The organism is Streptomyces sp. CA-135486 (assembly GCF_050936555.1).
GTDB lineage: Bacteria > Actinomycetota > Actinomycetes > Streptomycetales > Streptomycetaceae > Streptomyces.
Genome location: NZ_JBNJMM010000002.1, coordinates 627643 through 647738, shown reverse-complemented (window position 1 = coordinate 647738; position 20096 = coordinate 627643). Strand labels below are relative to the sequence as shown.

Annotated in this window: 16 protein-coding genes and 3 rRNA genes; 4 read left to right on the top strand and 15 right to left on the bottom strand. The window is 66.7% G+C overall.

Translation table 11 applies throughout. The features are described from left to right. Window positions 1-2: 2 nt before the first annotated feature. From ACQEVG_RS22165 to ACQEVG_RS22120, 10 genes are all read right to left on the bottom strand, one after another. Window positions 3-1112 carry an NAD-dependent epimerase/dehydratase family protein gene (locus ACQEVG_RS22165; protein ID WP_432986642.1) on the bottom strand — a complete coding sequence of 370 codons (1110 nt, stop codon included), beginning with the start codon at window positions 1110-1112 and terminating at the stop codon, window positions 3-5. 222 nt (window positions 1113-1334) lie between these two features. Continuing rightward, window positions 1335-1433: a 30S ribosomal protein bS22 gene (locus ACQEVG_RS22160; protein WP_003948845.1), complete on the bottom strand. Its 99-nt coding sequence runs from the start codon at window positions 1431-1433 to the stop codon at window positions 1335-1337. A gap of 121 nt (window positions 1434-1554) precedes the next feature. After that, window positions 1555-1767 carry a helix-turn-helix domain-containing protein gene (locus tag ACQEVG_RS22155; RefSeq protein ID WP_014046653.1) on the bottom strand — a complete coding sequence of 71 codons (213 nt, stop codon included), beginning with the start codon at window positions 1765-1767 and terminating at the stop codon, window positions 1555-1557. A 128-nt stretch (window positions 1768-1895) separates the two neighbouring features. Further along, window positions 1896-2711, bottom strand: coding sequence for a phosphatase (locus ACQEVG_RS22150; protein ID WP_432986639.1), 816 nt, complete (start codon window positions 2709-2711; stop codon window positions 1896-1898). A gap of 537 nt (window positions 2712-3248) precedes the next feature. Then, window positions 3249-4421 carry an acetoin utilization protein AcuC gene (locus tag ACQEVG_RS22145; protein WP_432986637.1) on the bottom strand — a complete coding sequence of 391 codons (1173 nt, stop codon included), beginning with the start codon at window positions 4419-4421 and terminating at the stop codon, window positions 3249-3251. Beyond that, window positions 4372-5613 (bottom strand): MFS transporter, encoded by a 1242-nt coding sequence (locus tag ACQEVG_RS22140; protein WP_432986635.1) that lies wholly within the window; start codon window positions 5611-5613, stop codon window positions 4372-4374. Before ACQEVG_RS22140 ends, ACQEVG_RS22145 begins: the two co-directional genes overlap by 50 nt. A gap of 75 nt (window positions 5614-5688) precedes the next feature. Then, complete coding sequence (locus ACQEVG_RS22135) at window positions 5689-6333, bottom strand: HAD family hydrolase (RefSeq protein ID WP_432986633.1); 645 nt, start codon at window positions 6331-6333, stop codon at window positions 5689-5691. Window positions 6334-6474: 141 nt separating this feature from the next. After that, window positions 6475-6591, bottom strand: a 5S ribosomal RNA gene (rrf, locus tag ACQEVG_RS22130). An 81-nt stretch (window positions 6592-6672) separates the two neighbouring features. Continuing rightward, window positions 6673-9795 (bottom strand): 23S ribosomal RNA (locus ACQEVG_RS22125). A 301-nt stretch (window positions 9796-10096) separates the two neighbouring features. Further along, a 16S ribosomal RNA gene (locus tag ACQEVG_RS22120) occupies window positions 10097-11622 on the bottom strand. Together the 16S, 23S and 5S rRNA genes form the textbook arrangement of a ribosomal RNA operon. Before the next feature lie 836 nt (window positions 11623-12458). Here ACQEVG_RS22120 and trpS point away from each other — a divergent pair. Then, the gene (gene trpS, locus ACQEVG_RS22115; protein WP_432986630.1) at window positions 12459-13454 is read left to right on the top strand and encodes a tryptophan--tRNA ligase; all 996 of its coding nucleotides are present in this window, start codon (window positions 12459-12461) and stop codon (window positions 13452-13454) included. 53 nt (window positions 13455-13507) lie between these two features. Here the strand turns inward: trpS and proC are convergent, their stop codons facing one another. Together proC and ACQEVG_RS22105 are read right to left on the bottom strand one after the other, a co-directional pair. Then, window positions 13508-14317 (bottom strand): pyrroline-5-carboxylate reductase, encoded by an 810-nt coding sequence (proC, locus tag ACQEVG_RS22110; protein WP_432986628.1) that lies wholly within the window; start codon window positions 14315-14317, stop codon window positions 13508-13510. A gap of 229 nt (window positions 14318-14546) precedes the next feature. After that, a complete protein-coding gene (locus ACQEVG_RS22105; protein ID WP_432986626.1) occupies window positions 14547-15476 on the bottom strand; it encodes a L,D-transpeptidase in 930 nt (309 codons plus the stop codon). 137 nt (window positions 15477-15613) lie between these two features. On the opposite strand from ACQEVG_RS22105, the gene ACQEVG_RS22100 reads away from it, so the two are divergent. Together ACQEVG_RS22100 and ACQEVG_RS22095 are read left to right on the top strand one after the other, a co-directional pair. Then, window positions 15614-16120, top strand: a complete 507-nt coding sequence (locus ACQEVG_RS22100) for a SigE family RNA polymerase sigma factor (RefSeq protein ID WP_404727690.1) — start codon at window positions 15614-15616, stop codon at window positions 16118-16120. Next, complete coding sequence (locus ACQEVG_RS22095) at window positions 16113-16745, top strand: hypothetical protein (RefSeq protein ID WP_432986623.1); 633 nt, start codon at window positions 16113-16115, stop codon at window positions 16743-16745. Before ACQEVG_RS22100 ends, ACQEVG_RS22095 begins: the two co-directional genes overlap by 8 nt. A gap of 5 nt (window positions 16746-16750) precedes the next feature. Here the strand turns inward: ACQEVG_RS22095 and ACQEVG_RS22090 are convergent, their stop codons facing one another. Together ACQEVG_RS22090 and ACQEVG_RS22085 are read right to left on the bottom strand one after the other, a co-directional pair. Then, complete coding sequence (locus ACQEVG_RS22090; RefSeq protein WP_432986621.1) at window positions 16751-17488, bottom strand: ABC transporter permease; 738 nt, start codon at window positions 17486-17488, stop codon at window positions 16751-16753. Next, window positions 17485-18285, bottom strand: coding sequence for an ABC transporter ATP-binding protein (locus tag ACQEVG_RS22085; protein WP_432986619.1), 801 nt, complete (start codon window positions 18283-18285; stop codon window positions 17485-17487). The genes ACQEVG_RS22090 and ACQEVG_RS22085 overlap by 4 nt, the downstream gene beginning before the upstream one ends. Before the next feature lie 104 nt (window positions 18286-18389). On the opposite strand from ACQEVG_RS22085, the gene ACQEVG_RS22080 reads away from it, so the two are divergent. Next, entirely contained in the window at window positions 18390-18857 is a 468-nt protein-coding gene (locus tag ACQEVG_RS22080; RefSeq protein ID WP_432986617.1) for a hypothetical protein, read from the top strand. A 101-nt stretch (window positions 18858-18958) separates the two neighbouring features. On the opposite strand, the gene ACQEVG_RS22075 is transcribed toward ACQEVG_RS22080, so the two are convergent. After that, window positions 18959-20089 carry an NAD(P)/FAD-dependent oxidoreductase gene (locus ACQEVG_RS22075; RefSeq protein WP_432986615.1) on the bottom strand — a complete coding sequence of 377 codons (1131 nt, stop codon included), beginning with the start codon at window positions 20087-20089 and terminating at the stop codon, window positions 18959-18961. Between the last annotated feature and the right edge of the window lie 7 nt (window positions 20090-20096).

The window sequence follows — 20096 nt, the reverse complement described above, 5'->3', positions numbered from 1 at the left end:
CCTTATTCGGCGTCGCTCTGAGTCGTCTGTGTCAGCCGAGTCGTCCGAGTCAGCTGCTGGGTGGCCTTCGTCAGCGCTCCGCCCACAAGGGGCACTGCCGCCGCCACCTGGTCCACCGCGTGGGCCAGGCCGTCCGGCGGCAGCAGCCCCGGCGCCCGGCTGCGGGCGAAGTCCGCGAAGGTCTCCGCGGTCGTGTACTTCGGGTCGAAGCCCAGTGTCTCGCGCATCTGAGCGGTGCTCACCACCCGGCCATGCGTGAGCAGCCGGATCTGCTCCGGCGAGAAGTCCGTGACACCGACCGTGCGCAGCGCGGAGCCGACCCAGGTGACCGCGGGCAGCAGCACCGGCAGCGTCGGCCGCCCCAGCCGCCGCGAGCACTGCGACAGCAGCAGCACGCCGTCACCCGCGATGTTGAAGGTGCCGCTGTTGAGCGTGCCGCGCCGTGGCTCGTGCAGGGCGATCCGCAGCACATCGATCACATCGTCCTCGTGGACGAACTGCAGCCGCGGGTCGTAGCCGAAGACCGTCGGCATGACCGGCAGCGAAAAGAACTCGGCGAGCGGGGAGTCCGCGCACGGCCCGAGGATGTTCGCGAAGCGCAGTACGCACACCGCGACATCGGGCCGGCGGCGCGCGAATCCGCGTACGTACCCCTCGACCTCCACCGTGTCCTTCGCGAAGCCGCCGCTCGGCAGCGACTTGGGCGGGGTGGTCTCGGTGAAGACGGCCGGATCGCGGGGCGCGGAGCCGTACACGCTCGTGGAGGACTTGATCACCAGGCGCTTGACCGTCGGCGACTTCTGGCACGCGCCGAGCAGCTGCATGGTGCCGATGACGTTGGTCTCCTTGACCGTCGTACGACCGCCGGTGCCCAGGGGCGTACCCGTGACATCCATGTGGACGACCGTGTCGACGGCGTGCTCGGCAAGGACCCGCCCTATCGCGGGCTGGCGGATGTCCGCGTGGATGAAGTCGGCGCCTCCCAGGTGGTGCTCGGGCGCCACCGCATCGACGCCGATCACCCGGTCCACCTCGGGATCCCGCTGGATGCGCCGTACGAGACGACCTCCGAGCTGCCGGGCCACTCCGGTGACGAGCACGACCTTCCCCAAGATCAGCGCCTTCCCATAGGTCCGCGAGGTCCGCAGATCCGCCTGGATCCGCCCTCACGCGTCACCGTAGCGGTTCGGTGTTGCGCTGTGATGACCGCGCGGCGCACTTTTGCCAGTGTTCAGCCACCAACGGAGCCAACGACTCCGCCAGCGGGCCCAAACGCACCGCGGCCCTCCCACCGTGCTGGTGGGAGGGCCGCGGCGACACGTAAAGCGTTCGCGCTACTTCTTGTTGCGACGCTGAACGCGGGTGCGCTTGAGCAGCTTGCGGTGCTTCTTCTTCGCCATCCGCTTGCGCCGCTTCTTGATAACAGAGCCCACGACTACCCTCGCTCACTTCTCTTCACTGGTGCGGGGCGTCTGGGCCCACACGACCTACGTCGGCCTAGCCTACCCGCCAGAGCTCCGAGCCTGTAATCCGAGGGGAGCCGGCCGTCTCCGGCTAGGCGGATTCCACCCCCACAAAGGACTCGCGGAGATACTCGTGAACCGCTTGCTCCGGAACCCGGAAGGACCTCCCCACCCGGATCGCCGGCAGATGACCACTGTGCACCAAGCGGTACACGGTCATCTTCGACACCCGCATTACCGAGGCGACTTCCGCCACGGTAAGAAACTTGACCTCGTTGAGAGGCCTCTCGCTGCCAGCAGCCATGACCCACCTGTACCTTCCGCACACGACGCACACCGGCTTCCCCTCCGGTGACTCTTCGTCGCTGTGCGCTCACTCCCCAGACTAGGGGCGGGTGATGCGAGTGGGGAAGAGGAGCAGCCATCGGCCGCCTACTGTGACAGACACGCTCGATTGAGTACATAGCGAGTCAGCGGTCGGTAGTAATCGGACCGCACAGCGTCATCAAGCGGAACGGCGACGGAAACTCGCCCCTCGGCTTCGCCGACGAACAGCGCGGGATCGTCCGTATCGGCCAGGCCGATGGCTTCAATCCCCAGCTGACCTGCCCCGCAGACCCACCCGTGGTCCCCGACGACCAGCTCGGGCAGTGGTCCGCCACCCTCCACCACGCCCTCCAGCGCGGCCCGAACCGGGAGCGGAGAATGGGTGTGCACGCCGGTCACACTCCCGGCGCCCCGTGCGCCGCGTTCGCGCACCAGCGCGACGCCTCGTACGTACTCAAGGTTGTACGTGCGTACGCCGAACCGGGTCGTTATGTCGACACATCGCCCCTGCGCAGGGGTGAGGACTTCGCACCCCACCGCCGACAAAGCGTCTGCCAGCGCTGCGTAGAACCCGAGAAGCCGGTGCGGATGCCCGGTCCCGAACATGACGACTCCGCGCCGAGCGGCCACCTCCCCCAGCCGCCCGGCGAAGGCATCGAGCCCGCCCAACGTCCGTTCAGGATCAATCACATCCGGCCCGGACACCTGCCCGGGATCGGCCGAAACGCCGCACCTGTCGGCCATCAAAGCGATCAAGTCCCGCTCGCCCCACGCCGATTCGGGATCGAGCCCGAGGGTGACGCGGGGATCCCTGGCGGCGAAGAGCCGGTAACTGCGCAGACTCTCCTCCCGCGTGGTGGCGACGGGCCCGGCCAACCGCGCGGCCAAGAGGTGCGCACGCAGCGCTCCGGTACTCAACACGCTGCCGATGCTGCCGCACGGAGAAGAATCCCGGGCCAAAAGGCGGAATACCCCCCACAGTTGGCGTAATCACGCCATGGGGAGGGGGCTGGGCGGGTTGAGCCTGCCGTGGCTTCCTGTGGAGGGCATGCGCAAAAGCCGGCCGTTGGGCGCCTCGCGACGGCGCGAGGCCGCCGTACCGCCGGGGGCGGGCGCGGCGCTCACTTGCGGCTGGAAGCCGCCGCCGGCCGGCCTTTCAGGCACGCCGCGGCACGAGGCCGGCGGAGCCGCCGGGGCCGGGGCCGCAGCGCCCATGTGCGGCGCGAAGCTGCCACAACTGCCGGGGCCGGGCGCCTCCGCCCGCGCCGAGGGCGCGAAGCCTCATCGACCGTTCCCTCCGGCACGCCCGCGGCGCGAAGCTGCCGCAACCGCCGGGGGCGTGGGGGTACCCCGTACCCTCACATCTCAAGGGCGGGTGGGTGGGGGACAAACCCGGGGTCCGGGGCGGAGCCCCGGTTCGGGAAGGGGCGGGGAGGGGAAACGCCCCGCGCAGCGGCACTACGCCAACAACCCCCGCACCGGAAACACCGCTCGCCTCGTCGCCAGCACCGCCTGGTCCACCCGATCCGCCGGGTCAAACCCCGACTCCCACTCCCGCCACACCGGCTCGCGCCCATCCGTCATCCGCCCCGGTGCCAGCTGCCGCGTCCGCGCATACACCTCATCCCGCCACGACGACGGAATCACCGACTTCGGATCCACCGGCGCATGCCCCGCGATCCCCACCAGGTGCGTCCACGACCGGGGCACCACGTCCACCACCGCGTACCCGCCCCCACCGAGCGCCACCCACCGCCCGTCCTCCACATGCTCGTGCGCCAGCGCATGGCAGGACTCCTGCACCAACCGCTGCGCGTCCAGCGACACCGCCAAATGCGCCAGCGGGTCCTCGAAGTGCGTATCCGCGCCGTGCTGTGTCACCAGCACCTGCGGCCGGAAGTCCGCCAGCAGCTCCGGCACCACCGCGTGAAAGGCCCGCAGCCACCCCGCATCGCCCGTCCCCGCCGGCAGCGCCACATTCACCGCACCGCCCTCGGCCTTCGGCCCACCCGTCTCCTGTGGCCACCCCGTACCGGGGAACAGGGTCTGCGGATGTTCGTGCAGCGACACCGTGAGGACCCGCGGGTCGTCCCAGAACGCCGCCTGCACCCCGTCCCCGTGATGCACGTCGACATCCACGTACGCGACCCGCTCCGCCCCCAGCTCCAGCAGCCGCGCGATCGCCAGCGCCGCGTCGTTGTAGATGCAGAACCCCGCGGCCGAACCCGGCATCGCATGATGCAGCCCACCCGCGAAGTTCACCGCGTGCGTCGCCTCCCCGCGCCACACCGCCTCCGCCGCCCCCACCGACTGCCCGGCGATCAGCGCAGAAGCCTCGTGCATCCCGGCAAAGGCGGGATCATCAATGGTCCCCAGCCCGTACGCCTGATCCGCCGCCCCTGGATCCGCCGACGCGGCCCGCACCGCCGCCACATAGTCCTCGCGGTGTACGAGCCGGAGCGTCGAGTTCCCGGCCGACTTCGCGGCCACCACATCGACGACACGGTCAAGCCCGTACGCCCGCACCAACTCCATGGTCAGCGCAAGCCGCACCGGATCCATCGGATGGCCGTTCCCGAAGTCATACTTCGTTACCGCCTCGTCCCACATCAACAATCCGCGGCCGCTCATACCCGCCACGGTATCCGGCCTGATCCGCCCCGAACGACCTGGCATACCGCAACGTCACCAGCACCAACACCATGGGGACGACCATCGCCCACCGATAGCTCCAGGCATCCCCGAGGGCCCCCACGAGCGGTGAACCGATGAGGAACCCCACGTAGTTGAAGACGTTCAGCCGCGCCACCGCCGCGTCGCTCGCAGCGGGACCACCGCTCTCCACAGCCCGCCGCCCCGCCGCCCCGAACGTCTGCGGCACGATCACACACAGCCCGAGCCCCAGCAGCGTGAATCCGAGAATCCCCACCCAGGCCCCGGGTGCCACGGCCACCACCCCGAATCCGGCCGCCGCAAGCACGGTCCCGCACCGCACGACCGCCTCCGCGCCGAAGCGCCGCACGCCGAAATCGCCGACGGCACGCCCGAGCAGAGTCGTGACCATATAGGCGTTGTACGGAACGGTCGCGAGCTCCTCCGAGCTCCCCAGTACGTCCTGCAGATACTTCGCGCTCCAGTTGGAGACCGTCGAGTCCCCGATGTACGCGAAGGCCATGACGAGGCAGAGCGGCAGCAGGAGCTTGAACGCGACCCCCTGCCCCGCCGCCCCCGCTGCTCCCGCTTGCGCCGCTTCCTCGCCGCGCTCCCCGTCCGCGTACCAGCGGCTCCCTGCCAGCACCGCCGGCAGCAGCACGCCCACCACCGGCAGATACGACACGAGCAGCGACAGATGCCAGTGCGCCCCGGCCCATGCGAGCGAGGCGCCTGCGATCCCGCCCAGGCTGTACGCCGCATGAAAGCCGAGCATGATGCTGCGCCCGTACGCCCGCTGCAGGCTGACCCCAAGCATGTTCATGGACGCGTCGAGCGCTCCCACGGCCAGTCCGAACACGGCCAGAGCGACCGCCACCTGCCACATCTCGCTGCCCGCAGCGACCCCGAGCAGTGCCAGCATCACAACCGGCTGCGCCCACCTCAGTACGGCACTCGGCGCGACCCGCCCGACCACCTTCTCGGTGACAACGCTGCCCACACCGGCGAGCACCGGCACCGCCGCCAGAAAGGCGGGCAGCAGCACGTCGGATATCCCGTACCGGTCCTGAATGGCAGGAATACGCGTCACGAGCAGCGCGAAGGCCACCCCCTGCGCGAAGAAACTCAAGGCCAGGGAGGCCCGCCCGTGCCGCACACGCGCATCTGTCATGGCCGGACAGCGTAGGGCGCCGCCTTACCCATGGGTAGATCGATCACGCAAGGAATCGCACAGGCGATCAGGCGCTCAGGCAAGCAGCGCGGGCAACTCCGCCATGGTCCCGAAGTACCCCTTGGCACCGTCCAGCTTCTCGGCCGAGGTCATCGCCGTGAACCCGTACACATCCATCCCGGCCGCCAGGGCCGCCTGCACCCCCAGCGGGCTGTCCTCCACAACGACGCATCGCTCGGGCGCGACTCCCATCCGCTGGGCGGCATGCAGAAACAGATCCGGCGCCGGCTTCCCCCGCCCCACGTCCTGCGCGCTGAAGACGACACCGTCCTGGAACCAGAGATCGAGCCCGGTCTTCCGATGCCCGACCCGGATCCGCTCATGGCTCCCGGACGAAGCAACGCAGTACGGCACGGAGTCCGCCACCAGCTTCCCGAGCACCTCGGTCACTCCGTCCACTGCGGCCAACTCCCGCTCGAAGGCGGCGAAGACGCGAGCGTGCAGGGTCTCGTCGAAGTCGTCGGGCAGCCGCTTCCCCGTCCGCTCCATGACGAGGTCGTGTATGCGATGCACAGCCGCCCCCATGTAGTCCCGCAGGGAGTCCTCGTACGAGGTGGGGTGTCCGAGCTCGCTCATATACCCGGCGAGGATGGTGTTGGAGATCGGCTCGCTGTCGACGAGCACGCCGTCGTTGTCGAAGATGACGAGGTCATAGCGCATGCCCACCACCCTATGAGAGGCCCAGCACGCGACACTTGACCAGACACTCACCTAACATGCTCATGCCAATGCCACGGGGACCCGCAACGCAAAAATGCCGCAATCCCCGGATTCTTGATCCGGGGATTGCGGCTAAAAATTGTTCGGCGGCGTCCTACTCTCCCACAGGGTCCCCCCTGCAGTACCATCGGCGCTGAAAGGCTTAGCTTCCGGGTTCGGAATGTAACCGGGCGTTTCCCTAACGCAATGACCACCGAAACTCTATGAAAATAGTGAACTCCAGCCGGCCAAAAGGGCGAGTTCGTTACTTCAGAACATACACAGTGGACGCGAGCAACTGAGGACAAGCCCTCGGCCTATTAGTACCAGTCAGCTCCACCCCTTACAGGGCTTCCACATCTGGCCTATCAACCCAGTCGTCTACTGGGAGCCTTAACCCCTCAAAGGGGGTGGGAGTCCTCATCTCGAAGCAGGCTTCCCGCTTAGATGCTTTCAGCGGTTATCCTTTCCGAACGTAGCCAACCAGCCATGCCCTTGGCAGGACAACTGGCACACCAGAGGTTCGTCCGTCCCGGTCCTCTCGTACTAGGGACAGCCCTTCTCAAGACTCCTACGCGCACAGCGGATAGGGACCGAACTGTCTCACGACGTTCTAAACCCAGCTCGCGTACCGCTTTAATGGGCGAACAGCCCAACCCTTGGGACCGACTCCAGCCCCAGGATGCGACGAGCCGACATCGAGGTGCCAAACCATCCCGTCGATATGGACTCTTGGGGAAGATCAGCCTGTTATCCCCGGGGTACCTTTTATCCGTTGAGCGACGGCGCTTCCACAAGCCACCGCCGGATCACTAGTCCCGACTTTCGTCCCTGCTCGACCCGTCGGTCTCACAGTCAAGCTCCCTTGTGCACTTACACTCAACACCTGATTGCCAACCAGGCTGAGGGAACCTTTGGGCGCCTCCGTTACCCTTTGGGAGGCAACCGCCCCAGTTAAACTACCCATCAGACACTGTCCCTGATCCGGATCACGGACCCAGGTTAGACATCCAGCACGACCAGAGTGGTATTTCAACGACGACTCCACCTGAACTGGCGTCCAAGCTTCACAGTCTCCCACCTATCCTACACAAGCCGAACCGAACACCAATATCAAACTGTAGTAAAGGTCCCGGGGTCTTTCCGTCCTGCTGCGCGAAACGAGCATCTTTACTCGTAGTGCAATTTCACCGGGCCTATGGTTGAGACAGTCGAGAAGTCGTTACGCCATTCGTGCAGGTCGGAACTTACCCGACAAGGAATTTCGCTACCTTAGGATGGTTATAGTTACCACCGCCGTTTACTGGCGCTTAAGTTCTCAGCTTCGCCACACCGAAATGTGACTAACCGGTCCCCTTAACGTTCCAGCACCGGGCAGGCGTCAGTCCGTATACATCGCCTTACGGCTTCGCACGGACCTGTGTTTTTAGTAAACAGTCGCTTCTCGCTGGTCTCTGCGGCCACCCCCAGCTCACCGAGTAAACCGGATCACCAGTGATGGCCCCCTTCTCCCGAAGTTACGGGGGCATTTTGCCGAGTTCCTTAACCATAGTTCACCCGAACGCCTCGGTATTCTCTACCTGACCACCTGAGTCGGTTTAGGGTACGGGCCGCCATGAAACTCGCTAGAGGCTTTTCTCGACAGCATAGGATCATCCACTTCACCACAATCGGCTCGGCATCAGGTCTCAGACTATGTGCAGGGCGGATTTGCCTACCCTGCGTCCTACACCCTTACCCCGGGACAACCACCGCCCGGGCTGGACTACCTTCCTGCGTCACCCCATCGCTTACCTACTACCACCTTGGACCGGCGGCTCCACCACTCCCCTTCACCCGAAGGCTCCAGGACGGCTTCACGGCCTTAGCATTAATGGGCTCGATACTGGGCGTTTCAAAGCGGGTACCGGAATATCAACCGGTTGTCCATCGACTACGCCTGTCGGCCTCGCCTTAGGTCCCGACTTACCCTGGGCAGATCAGCTTGACCCAGGAACCCTTAGTCAATCGGCGCACACGTTTCTCACGTGTGTATCGCTACTCATGCCTGCATTCTCACTCGTGAACCGTCCACAACTCGCTTCCGCGGCTGCTTCACCCGGCACACGACGCTCCCCTACCCATCCCAGCGGGCGTTGGCCCTCATGCTGGAATGACACGACTTCGGCGGTACGCTTGAGCCCCGCTACATTGTCGGCGCGGAATCACTTGACCAGTGAGCTATTACGCACTCTTTCAAGGGTGGCTGCTTCTAAGCCAACCTCCTGGTTGTCTCTGCGACTCCACATCCTTTCCCACTTAGCGTACGCTTAGGGGCCTTAGTCGATGCTCTGGGCTGTTTCCCTCTCGACCATGGAGCTTATCCCCCACAGTCTCACTGCCGCGCTCTCACTTACCGGCATTCGGAGTTTGGCTAAGGTCAGTAACCCGGTAGGGCCCATCGCCTATCCAGTGCTCTACCTCCGGCAAGAAACACACGACGCTGCACCTAAATGCATTTCGGGGAGAACCAGCTATCACGGAGTTTGATTGGCCTTTCACCCCTAACCACAGGTCATCCCCCAGGTTTTCAACCCTGGTGGGTTCGGTCCTCCACGAAGTCTTACCTCCGCTTCAACCTGCCCATGGCTAGATCACTCCGCTTCGGGTCTTGAGCGCGCTACTGTACCGCCCTGTTCGGACTCGCTTTCGCTACGGCTTCCCCACACGGGTTAACCTCGCAACACACCGCAAACTCGCAGGCTCATTCTTCAAAAGGCACGCAGTCACGACTGTTGCTCCGAAGAACAACAGCGACGCTCCCACGGCTTGTAGGCACACGGTTTCAGGTACTATTTCACTCCGCTCCCGCGGTACTTTTCACCATTCCCTCACGGTACTATCCGCTATCGGTCACCAGGGAATATTTAGGCTTAACGGGTGGTCCCGCCAGATTCACACGGGATTTCTCGGGCCCCGTGCTACTTGGGTGTCTCTCAAACGAGCCGCATAGATTTCAGCTACGGGGGTCTTACCCTCTACGCCGGACCTTTCGCATGTCCTTCGCCTACCTATACGGTTTCTGACTCGTCTCACAGCCGGCAGACCGTGAAAGAGAGATCCCACAACCCCGCATGCGCAACCCCTGCCGGGTATCACACGCATACGGTTTGGCCTCATCCGGTTTCGCTCGCCACTACTCCCGGAATCACGGTTGTTTTCTCTTCCTGAGGGTACTGAGATGTTTCACTTCCCCTCGTTCCCTCCACACTGCCTATGTGTTCAGCAGCGGGTGACAGCCCATGACGACTGCCGGGTTTCCCCATTCGGAAACCCCCGGATCAAAGCCTGGTTGACGGCTCCCCGGGGACTATCGTGGCCTCCCACGTCCTTCATCGGTTCCTGGTGCCAAGGCATCCACCGTGCGCCCTTAAAAACTTGGCCACAGATGCTCGCGTCCACTGTGCAGTTCTCAAGCAACGACCAGCCACCCACCACCCCACCCCCTTACAGGGCGAGTTCACTGGGGCCGGCATCACGAAGGCAGGGACCGCAGTCCGTACCCTCAGATACCCAACAGCGCGCCCGGCACGATCCCCTGACTCTCACGTTCCACGCCGAAGCAGTACTAGTGAAGCCCTGAAACCGTGCCGAATAGTCAACGTTCCACCCATGAGCTGACCACCGCAGGACATTCGCCTGCGTTGTGGCTCTGGATTCCTTGCGGAATCTAGATGCTCCTTAGAAAGGAGGTGATCCAGCCGCACCTTCCGGTACGGCTACCTTGTTACGACTTCGTCCCAATCGCCAGTCCCACCTTCGACAGCTCCCTCCCACAAGGGGTTGGGCCACCGGCTTCGGGTGTTACCGACTTTCGTGACGTGACGGGCGGTGTGTACAAGGCCCGGGAACGTATTCACCGCAGCAATGCTGATCTGCGATTACTAGCAACTCCGACTTCATGGGGTCGAGTTGCAGACCCCAATCCGAACTGAGACCGGCTTTTTGAGATTCGCTCCGCCTCGCGGCATCGCAGCTCATTGTACCGGCCATTGTAGCACGTGTGCAGCCCAAGACATAAGGGGCATGATGACTTGACGTCGTCCCCACCTTCCTCCGAGTTGACCCCGGCAGTCTCCTGTGAGTCCCCATCACCCCGAAGGGCATGCTGGCAACACAGAACAAGGGTTGCGCTCGTTGCGGGACTTAACCCAACATCTCACGACACGAGCTGACGACAGCCATGCACCACCTGTATACCGACCACAAGGGGGGCACTATCTCTAATGCTTTCCGGTATATGTCAAGCCTTGGTAAGGTTCTTCGCGTTGCGTCGAATTAAGCCACATGCTCCGCTGCTTGTGCGGGCCCCCGTCAATTCCTTTGAGTTTTAGCCTTGCGGCCGTACTCCCCAGGCGGGGAACTTAATGCGTTAGCTGCGGCACCGACGACGTGGAATGTCGCCAACACCTAGTTCCCAACGTTTACGGCGTGGACTACCAGGGTATCTAATCCTGTTCGCTCCCCACGCTTTCGCTCCTCAGCGTCAGTAATGGCCCAGAGATCCGCCTTCGCCACCGGTGTTCCTCCTGATATCTGCGCATTTCACCGCTACACCAGGAATTCCGATCTCCCCTACCACACTCTAGCTAGCCCGTATCGACTGCAGACCCGGGGTTAAGCCCCGGGCTTTCACAACCGACGTGACAAGCCGCCTACGAGCTCTTTACGCCCAATAATTCCGGACAACGCTTGCGCCCTACGTATTACCGCGGCTGCTGGCACGTAGTTAGCCGGCGCTTCTTCTGCAGGTACCGTCACTTTCGCTTCTTCCCTGCTGAAAGAGGTTTACAACCCGAAGGCCGTCATCCCTCACGCGGCGTCGCTGCATCAGGCTTTCGCCCATTGTGCAATATTCCCCACTGCTGCCTCCCGTAGGAGTCTGGGCCGTGTCTCAGTCCCAGTGTGGCCGGTCGCCCTCTCAGGCCGGCTACCCGTCGTCGCCTTGGTAGGCCATCACCCCACCAACAAGCTGATAGGCCGCGGGCTCATCCTTCACCGCCGGAGCTTTCAACCCCCCGAGATGCCTCGGAAGGTGGTATCCGGTATTAGACCCCGTTTCCAGGGCTTGTCCCAGAGTGAAGGGCAGATTGCCCACGTGTTACTCACCCGTTCGCCACTAATCCACCCCGAAGGGCTTCATCGTTCGACTTGCATGTGTTAAGCACGCCGCCAGCGTTCGTCCTGAGCCAGGATCAAACTCTCCATGAATGTTTTCCCGTCATCGGGATGAACACCACAAGAGCGGAACAACCAGTCGGAATAAGACCGGCCGTTCACAGCGTCCTCGCTGTGTCAATGCCTACCCGCCACACAGGCCGGTAGGACTTTCAAAGGAACCTCGAACCTGCCGAAACAGGCCGGGGTATCAACATATCTGGCGTTGACTTTTGGCACGCTGTTGAGTTCTCAAGGAACGGACGCTTCCTTCGTACTCACCCTCGCAGGCTTTCCTCCGGGCGCTTCCCTTCGGTCTTGCGTTTCCGACTCTATCAGACTCTTTCGTGTCCGATTCCCCGTCGGAAGGGGCTCGCTTTCCGGCCTTTCGGCTTTCCGGCGGTTCCGACTCTATCAGATCCTTTCGGGCCTGATTCCCGGTCGAACTCGGGTTGCCTTTCCGGCCGTTGAGCCGTTCCGGCGAGTGAGACTTTAGCGGAATCCTTACCCCCGATGCTAATCGGGGTTGCGCTCCTGCGAACGCGGATTCCTCATTTCACAAAAGCGCACAGAAAGCTGAGCGACAGAGTGTCACTCGCCTGTAGTGGGTCTTGCGGAATGGCTGTCCGGGGACCGGCCGAAGTCGGTGCTCACGTCGGACAACTCGGAGAACACTACGGTTGCCGGTATCCGCTGTCAACCTGGTGCCGACTCCCGTAGTCTCGTAGGCATGACATCGCGTACGTGCCTCCTTCAGTGGTGGGCCGCCTGACGGCGGCCGGCACCTACGCATGCACTCAACGGCCGCCGCTTCGGCGGCCGTTCTCGTTTCTCCCTCCGGGAGTCCGGTCGCTGGACGCGGCGGCTCCGATCAGGAGACGGAGAGCGGGATGACGCGGATCTTCAGCGGGATCAAGCCCACGGGGCATCTGACGCTGGGCAACTACCTCGGGGCGCTTCGCCGGTGGGTCGAGGTCGACCAGCATCAGGCGGATGCGCTGTTCAGCGTGGTCGATCTGCATGCGCTGACCGTGGAGCACGATCCGGCGCGGGTGCGCAGACTCAGCCGGCAGGCCGCCACGCTGATGCTGGCGGCGGGGCTGGATCCGGAGCTGTGCACCGTATTCGTGCAGAGTCATGTGGACGAGCACGCGCGGCTTTCGTATCTGCTGGAGTGCACGGCGACGGACGGCGAGCTGCGCCGCATGATCCAGTACAAGGAGAAGAGCGCGCAGGCGCGGGCGGTCGGGCAGAGTGTGCGGCTGTCGCTGCTGACGTACCCGGTGCTGATGGCCGCGGACATCCTGGCCTACGGGACTGATGAGGTTCCTGTGGGGGACGACCAGACCCAGCATGTGGAGCTGACCCGGGATCTGGCGGTGCGGTTCAACCAGCGGTACGGGCACGTCTTCACCGTGCCGAAGGCAACGCATCCGCCGGTGGCGGCTCGGGTCATGGATCTGCAGGACCCGACGTCGAAGATGGGGAAGTCGCACGCGGCCGGGGCCGGGATCGTCTATCTGCTCGATGACGCGGACGTGGTGCGCAAGAAGATCATGCGGGCGGTCACGGACAGCGGGCGTGAGGTCGAGTACGACCGGGAGGGCAGGCCCGGGATCGCGAATCTGCTCGAAGTGCTGGCGGCTTGTGAGGGTGGGAACCCGATCGAGCTGGCCGGTGTATACGAGTCGTACGGGGCCTTGAAGAGGGACACCGCCGAGGCGGTGGTTGAGCTGCTGCGGCCGGTCAGGGAGCGGCACGCCGAGCTGGCGGCGGATCAGGGATATGTCGACGAGGTGCTGAAGAAGGGGGCCGAGCGGGCCAGGGGGATGGCCAGGCCGAGGGTGGATGCCGCCTATCGGGCGATCGGGCTGCTGCCCGGGTAACGCAGGACGGCGCGCCCCACCGCTGTGGCGTCTCGGCGGTGGGGTGACAGGAGTCAGCCGTTGCCGGAGGCGAGTTCGCGGCTGCGGTCGCGGGCCGCTTCGAGGGCGGCGATCAGGGCGGCGCGTACACCGTGGTTCTCGAGTTCGCGGATGGCGCTGATGGTGGTGCCGGCGGGGGAGGTGACTGCTTCACGGAGCTTTACGGGGTGCTCGCCGCTGTCGCGGAGCATGACGGCAGCTCCGATGGCGGCCTGCACGATGAGGTCGTGGGCCTGGGCGCGCGGGAGGCCGAGGAGGATGCCCGCGTCGGTCATGGCCTCGACGAGAAAGTAGAAGTACGCCGGCCCCGAGCCGGACAGGGCGGTGGCCGCGTCCTGCTGGGACTCGGGGACGCGGAGGGTCTTGCCGACGCCGCCGAAGATCTCCTCGGCGTGGGCGAGGTGATCGGCGGTCGCATGGCTGCCGGCCGAGATCACGGACATGCCCTCGTCGACGAGTACGGGGGTGTTGGGCATGACGCGGACGACGGGGGTGCCCGCGGCGAGGCGCTCTTCGATGAAGGAGGTGGGGATACCGGCCGCGGCGCTGATGACGAGGCGGTCAGCGGTGAGGTGCGGGGCGAGTTCGTCGAGGAGTTTGCCCATGTCCTGGGGCTTGACGGCCAGGATGAGGGTGTCGGCCCGCTTGGCGGCCTCGGCGTTGGGGACGGGCTCGACGCCGTAGCGGGTGCGGAGCTCTTCGGCGCGATCGGTGCGGCGGGTGGTGACCAGCAGGTCGGCGGGGCGCCAACCGGCGCGGATCATGCCGCTGAGAAGGGCCTCGCCGATCTTGCCCGTGCCGAGGACTGCGACTGTCTGGGTCATGGCTCTGTTCACCTCGCCGGTGGGGGTACGTGCCGTCATCCTCGCACCGGGGGCGCGGCGGTGCCGGGGCGTCCGAGGGGCGGTACGGGTGAGCGTCGGCCCGCACCACGGACGCCGGGGTCGGCGGGGCACACGGGACCTGACGGGACCCGCCGTTCCCCGTGGTGCCCGGCGGGCGCGGTGGGACCAGGATCGATCCGCCACGATCCGCCGAGCCCGCCTGCCGGGTCTAGAGGGCGCTGCCGGAGCGCCATTCGGACCAGGAGAGGTTCCAGTCGCCGTAGCCGTTGCCGGGGGCCACCCGGTCCTTGGAGTTGATCACGCGGATGACGTCGCCCGGGATGATCTGCTCGTAGAAGCGGCGGGCCGTGCCGTCGGAGGCGAGACCGATGCAGCCGTGGGTGACGTTGTCGCTCCCGGCGTAGGTGTTGGCCCTGTCGTTCTCGTGGAGGCAGGTGCCGGAGGTGGTGAGGTGGACCGCGTAGCTGTACCAGCCCTGGTAGGCGTCGGCGATGTTGACGGTCCGGGAGTCCATATAAACGCGGCGCTGCTTGTCGGAGACCACCATCGTGCCGTTCCAGGTGTCCAGGCCGGGGCGGCCCGCGGTGATCGGGATGGTCTGCGGGGCCGCGTCGTCCGTGACCACGGTCATCTTGTGGGTGCGGACGTCGACCGTTGCGACGAGGGAGCGGGCGACGGTGAAGGAGCGGATGGAGGGGCCTGCCGTGACGCTGACTTTGGTGCCCGGCTTCCAGTAGGTGCGAGGGCGGAAGTCGACGCGCTGGCCGTCGTGGAGGTTGCGGTCCTTGATCCAGGCCCAGGACCCGGTGACGCCGGGGTCGGCGGTGACTTTCAGCAGGCGTTCCACGTCGGCGCGCTCGGACGTGGGTATCGGGCGCTTGAAGGTCACGGAGATCGGCATGCCGACGCCGACGTGCCCGCCGTCGGTGATGTTGATGGAGGCGTCGGACAGGTGGCCGAGGGTGGCGGCTGAAGGCGGGGTGGTCGTGGGCCGGGGTGTTGCGGGAAAGGCCGGGCTGCCGGCGACTGGTTGCCTGGGCGCTGCGGCGGCGTCGGGTGTCAGGCCCGCGTCCGAGCAGCCGGTGAGCGTCAGTGCGCAGATCAGGCCGAGTGCGGCCGCGCCGATGTGTCCTCGCATGGTTCCTCCCCCTGGGTCAGCTGATGTTCAGCTGTGCTGGTCCGGCTTCTGTACGCACGGGAGGAGGGGAAAGGTTGCAGCGGTGACGGGGAGAGTTTCCGGGGAACCGGCGGGGCGCGTGCGCTGTCCTACCGCTCGTGACGGAGGAGGAGTTCGATGCCTTCTACGCGACCTCGTTCCCGCGGTTGGTGGGGCAGTTGTACGCGTTGACGGGCGATCACGGCGAGGCTCAGGACGTGGTTCAGGAGGCGTTCGTACGGGCCTGGGACCGCCGTGTCTCCTTCCTGGCGGAGGCGGCTCCGGAGGCGTGGATCCGTACGGTGGCGATGCGGCTCGCGGTGAGCCGCTGGCGGCGGGCGAAGCGGTGGGTGGAGCTGGTGCGCCACCAGGCGCCTGCGGACCGGGTGCCGGGCCCCGGTCCGGAACACACGATGCTTGTGCAGGCGTTGCGGCAGCTGCCGGAGGCACAGCGGCACGCGGTGGTGCTGCATCATCTGTGCGATCTGAGCGTCGAGCAGATCGCGGCGGAGACGGGGTCCCCGACAGGGACCATCAAGGCCAGGCTGTCGCGTGGGCGTGCCGCTCTCGCCAAGCTGTTGTCCCCCGGGGAGCCCGCTGACGAGAGGGAGGGTAGCCGTGTCTGAGCACGAGCCGGACGGGCTGGATTCCGCGCTGCGGGTGCTGGCCGCCGACGCGGCGGCGCCGCCGACGCTGTCGGGCGGGCAGATCCGGCGGCGCGGTGAGGCGCGTGGGCGGCGCAGGCGGGTGGTGGCGGCGACGGCCGCGGTCGTGGTGCTGGGCGCGGGTGCCGTGGTCGGTGTGCCGTGGTTGATGGACGCTAACAAGGAGGTCCGGCGGCCGGTGGCGACCGATCCGCCGAACCCGTCGCTGTCGGCTCCCGCGCCTGCGTCCACCCGTGCGCGCGTCGACATCCGCACGAAGGTGCTGACGTTCGAGCCGGCCGGTGAGAAGGCCCGTTCCTTCCGTCTGACGATGAGGGACGACGTGACCGCGGGCAGCGCGAAGGTCAGGTACAAGGACCCGAGGCGGAAGATCCCCGCGTTGCTGTCGGACCCACCGGACAACTCGTACAACCTTGAGGCGAGTTGGGTGGTGGAGCTCTCGCTGCCGAGCGGTGAGGTGCTGTATCTGTTCGCGGACGACGCCTCGGGAAGCCCCATGAACCGGAGCGTGCTGCGGGTGCCGGCCGCCGACGCCGGGTGGGTCTACGACCGGCTGAATGTCGGCGACACCGTCACGCTGGAGTAGGAGCGTCAGGCCGTGCGGCGGCGCAGGGTCGCCGCGCCGAGGGCCAGGACGAGTACCGCGCAGGCGCCGACGATCAGCACGTCCCGCAGGAAGTCGCCGGTGGCGTCCGCGTGGCGCAGGACCTGGGTCATGGCGTCGACGGCGTACGACATGGGCAGGACGTTCGAGATCGCCTCCAGGACGGGCTGCATCTGCTCGCGCGCGGTGAACAGACCGCAGAGCAGCAGCTGCGGGAAGATCACGGCCGGCATGAACTGGACGGCCTGGAACTCGGAGGCGGCGAAGGCAGAGACGAACAGGCCGAGTGCCGTGCCGAGCAGGGCGTCGAGGAGTGCGACGAGCAGCAGCAGCCAGGGCGAGCCGATGACGTCGAGGCCCAGGGCCCAGAGCGCGAGGCCGGTGGCGAGGAGGGACTGGACGACGGCGACGATGCCGAAGGCCAGGGCGTAGCCGGCAATGAGATCGCCCTTGCCCAGGGGCATCGCGAGGAGGCGCTCCAGGGTGCCTGAGGTGCGTTCGCGCAGGGTCGCGATGGACGCCACCAGGAACATCGTGATCAGCGGGAAGATGCCGAGCAGCGAGGCACCGATGGAGTCGAAGGTCCGGGGGCTGCCGTCGAACACGTACCGCAGCAGGAAGAGCATCAGGCACGGCACGAGGACCATCAGGGCGATGGAGCGCGGGTCGTGGCGCAGCTGGCGCAGGACACGGGCGGCGGTGGCGAGGGTGCGTGAGGTGCTCATCGGGCGTTCTCCTGAAGGGGCTTGGGCTCGGCGGCGGCCGTCGCGTGCCGGGCGTTGGCCTCGTCGACGAGGTGGAGGAAGGCGGCTTCGACCGTTTCCGAGCGGGTGCGGAAGCGCAGATCGTCCGGGCTGTCCTCGGCGAGGATCTCGCCCGCCCGCATCAGGAGCAGGCGGTGGCAGCGTTCGGCCTCGTCCATGACGTGCGAGGAGACGAGGATCGTCGTGCCGCGTTCGTCGGCGATGCGGTGGAAGAGATCCCACAGGTCGCGGCGCAGAACGGGGTCGAGGCCGACGGTCGGTTCGTCGAGTACGAGCAGTTCGGGTGTGCCGAGCAGGGCGACGGCGAGAGAGACGCGGCTGCGCTGCCCTCCGGAGAGGCGGCCGGCGAGGTCGTCGGCGTGCGCGGCGAGGTCGACGTCGGTGATGGCGCGGGTGACGTGTTCGCGGCGGGCGTCGCGGTGGTGGCGGCCGGGCAGCAGGACGGCGGCGAAGTAGTCGAGGTTCTGGCGCACCGTCAGGTCGTCGTAGACGGACGGGGCCTGGGTGACGTAGCCGATACGGGAGCGGAGTGCGCGGTCGCCCGCCGGTTTGCCGAGGACCTCGAGTGTTCCGGTGACCTGGGCCTGTGTGCCGACGATCGCGCGCATCAGGGTGGATTTGCCGCAGCCGGAGGGGCCGAGGAGGCCGGTGATACGGCCGGGCGGGACGGTGAAGTCGATGCCGCGGATGACGGTGCGGTCTCCTCGTACGACGGTGAGGCCGCGGGCCAGGACGGCAATCCCAGAAGAATTCATCATGCGATGAATAATGCGGCTGGGGGCGGTGCGGCGTCAAGAGATGGGGGGCGGGTCAGGGGCATCCCCCATGGCGTACCGGGGGAAGGGCGGCGGACTGTGGACATATGAGTCACAACAGTGAGATCTCGAAGGCCGAACGGCGGCGGCTCGCCGTCGCGTCGGCAACACTCGGGCCGTGGCGCGCCGCGGCGGCGGTCGGCGGTCTTGGCGGAGGTGTCGCGCTCGCGCTGGGGACGATCGGCGACGGCATCGGACTCGGACTCGGCGTGCTCGCGGGGGCTCTGTCGGTCGCGCTGATGCTGTTCTTCATGGTCGGCGGGGCGGGCGCGGTGCTCGGCGACAGGCCGGGCGCGGGAAGCGGCTCCGACCGCCGGATACGGCGCTGGGCCGCGGCCCACCCATGGCGGGTCGCGGCCGTGCCGGGCGCGTTGATGGTGGCGGCGGATGTGGTGGTGCACCAGGCGCTCACGAGGCAGGGGATCTTCGGCAGCGTGTGGGACGGGCTGTGGCGGGGCGCGATGGTGGTTGCCGTGGTGGGCCTGGTGGGACGGTTCTCCCGCGGGCGGGGGTGAGGGGCGGCGCCCTGTCACACGCGACGCGGGGCAACCCCGCGGTCGGCCACCCCGCGGACGCCCGCGCGAGGAACCCGTGGACGCCCCCCCGCAGAGGGGCCTCAGCCCACGCCCGGGAACAGCGGGATCGCGCCCGGATAGCGGCGGGCCAGGTGCAGGAAGCGGATGGTCGAGCGGATCACCTGTTCCTTCGTGCGGGCCGCCGCGCGGCCCGTCAGGAGGCGTTCACGGGGGGAGTCGTCCGGGCGGACGAACTGGATCAGTCCGTCGTGCCGGCCCAGGCTCACGCACTGGATCAGATAGCCGAAACGCAGCGGCTTCGGCTCCCGGCCGCGCAGCTCGGCGATGATCGCCGTCGCCGTGTGGGAGCCGGTCGGCAGTGCGGCGGCGCAGCCCATGCGCATCGCCCCCGCCGCCGGTGAGTGCGCGGCGGCCGCGTCACCCGCCGCGTAGATCTCCGGGTGCGAGACCGAACGCAGGCTCGCGTCGACCGCGATGCGGCCCGTGTGCGGGTCCAGCGCCAGACCCGCGTCCGCGGCGAGCGCCGTGTTGGGGACCATCGCGGCGGCCCAGACGACCGCGTCCGCGTCCACCGCCTCGGCGTCCGTGACCTCGAGGCCCTCCTCGATGCGGACCCCGCGCGCCTGCAGAGCGCCACGTACATGGGCCCGGCCGCGGACCGAGTGCCCGGCGGACACCTCACCCGCCGAGAGCAGTCGGACGTTCCACTCGGGGTAGGACTCGGCCAGTTCCGCGGCCATTTCGATGCCGGTCAGGCCGCCGCCCACGACAGCCAGGCTGCCCGGCCCGTCCTGCATCCGCTTGCGCAGGGCCTCGGCTGACTCGGCGGTGTAGACCCGCTCCCCCACGGTCTCGGCGGTGCGGCTGCCGAGCGCGTACACCAGCCGGTCGTACGAAAGGCTCCGGCCGTCGTCGGTCGTGACCCGGCGGGCGTCCGGGTCGAGCGAACCGGCGCGCACGGCCAGATGCTCCACGACGGTGCCGCGCAGCAGGTCGGCGAGCGGATGGGTCACATCCGGGCGCCCGGCCGCGAGTTCATGCAGCCGGACGCGCTCGGTGAAACGGTCGCTGGGGTCGAGGAGCGTCACCCGGCTGTGCGGGGCCAGCCGCAGCGCGGCCAGCAGGCCTCCATAGCCCGCTCCGAGGACGATGACCCGCTGTGTCCCGCGCTCGGCCGGTTGCTTCCGCCATTGCTTCGTCGATGTCGTCATGCAAGGG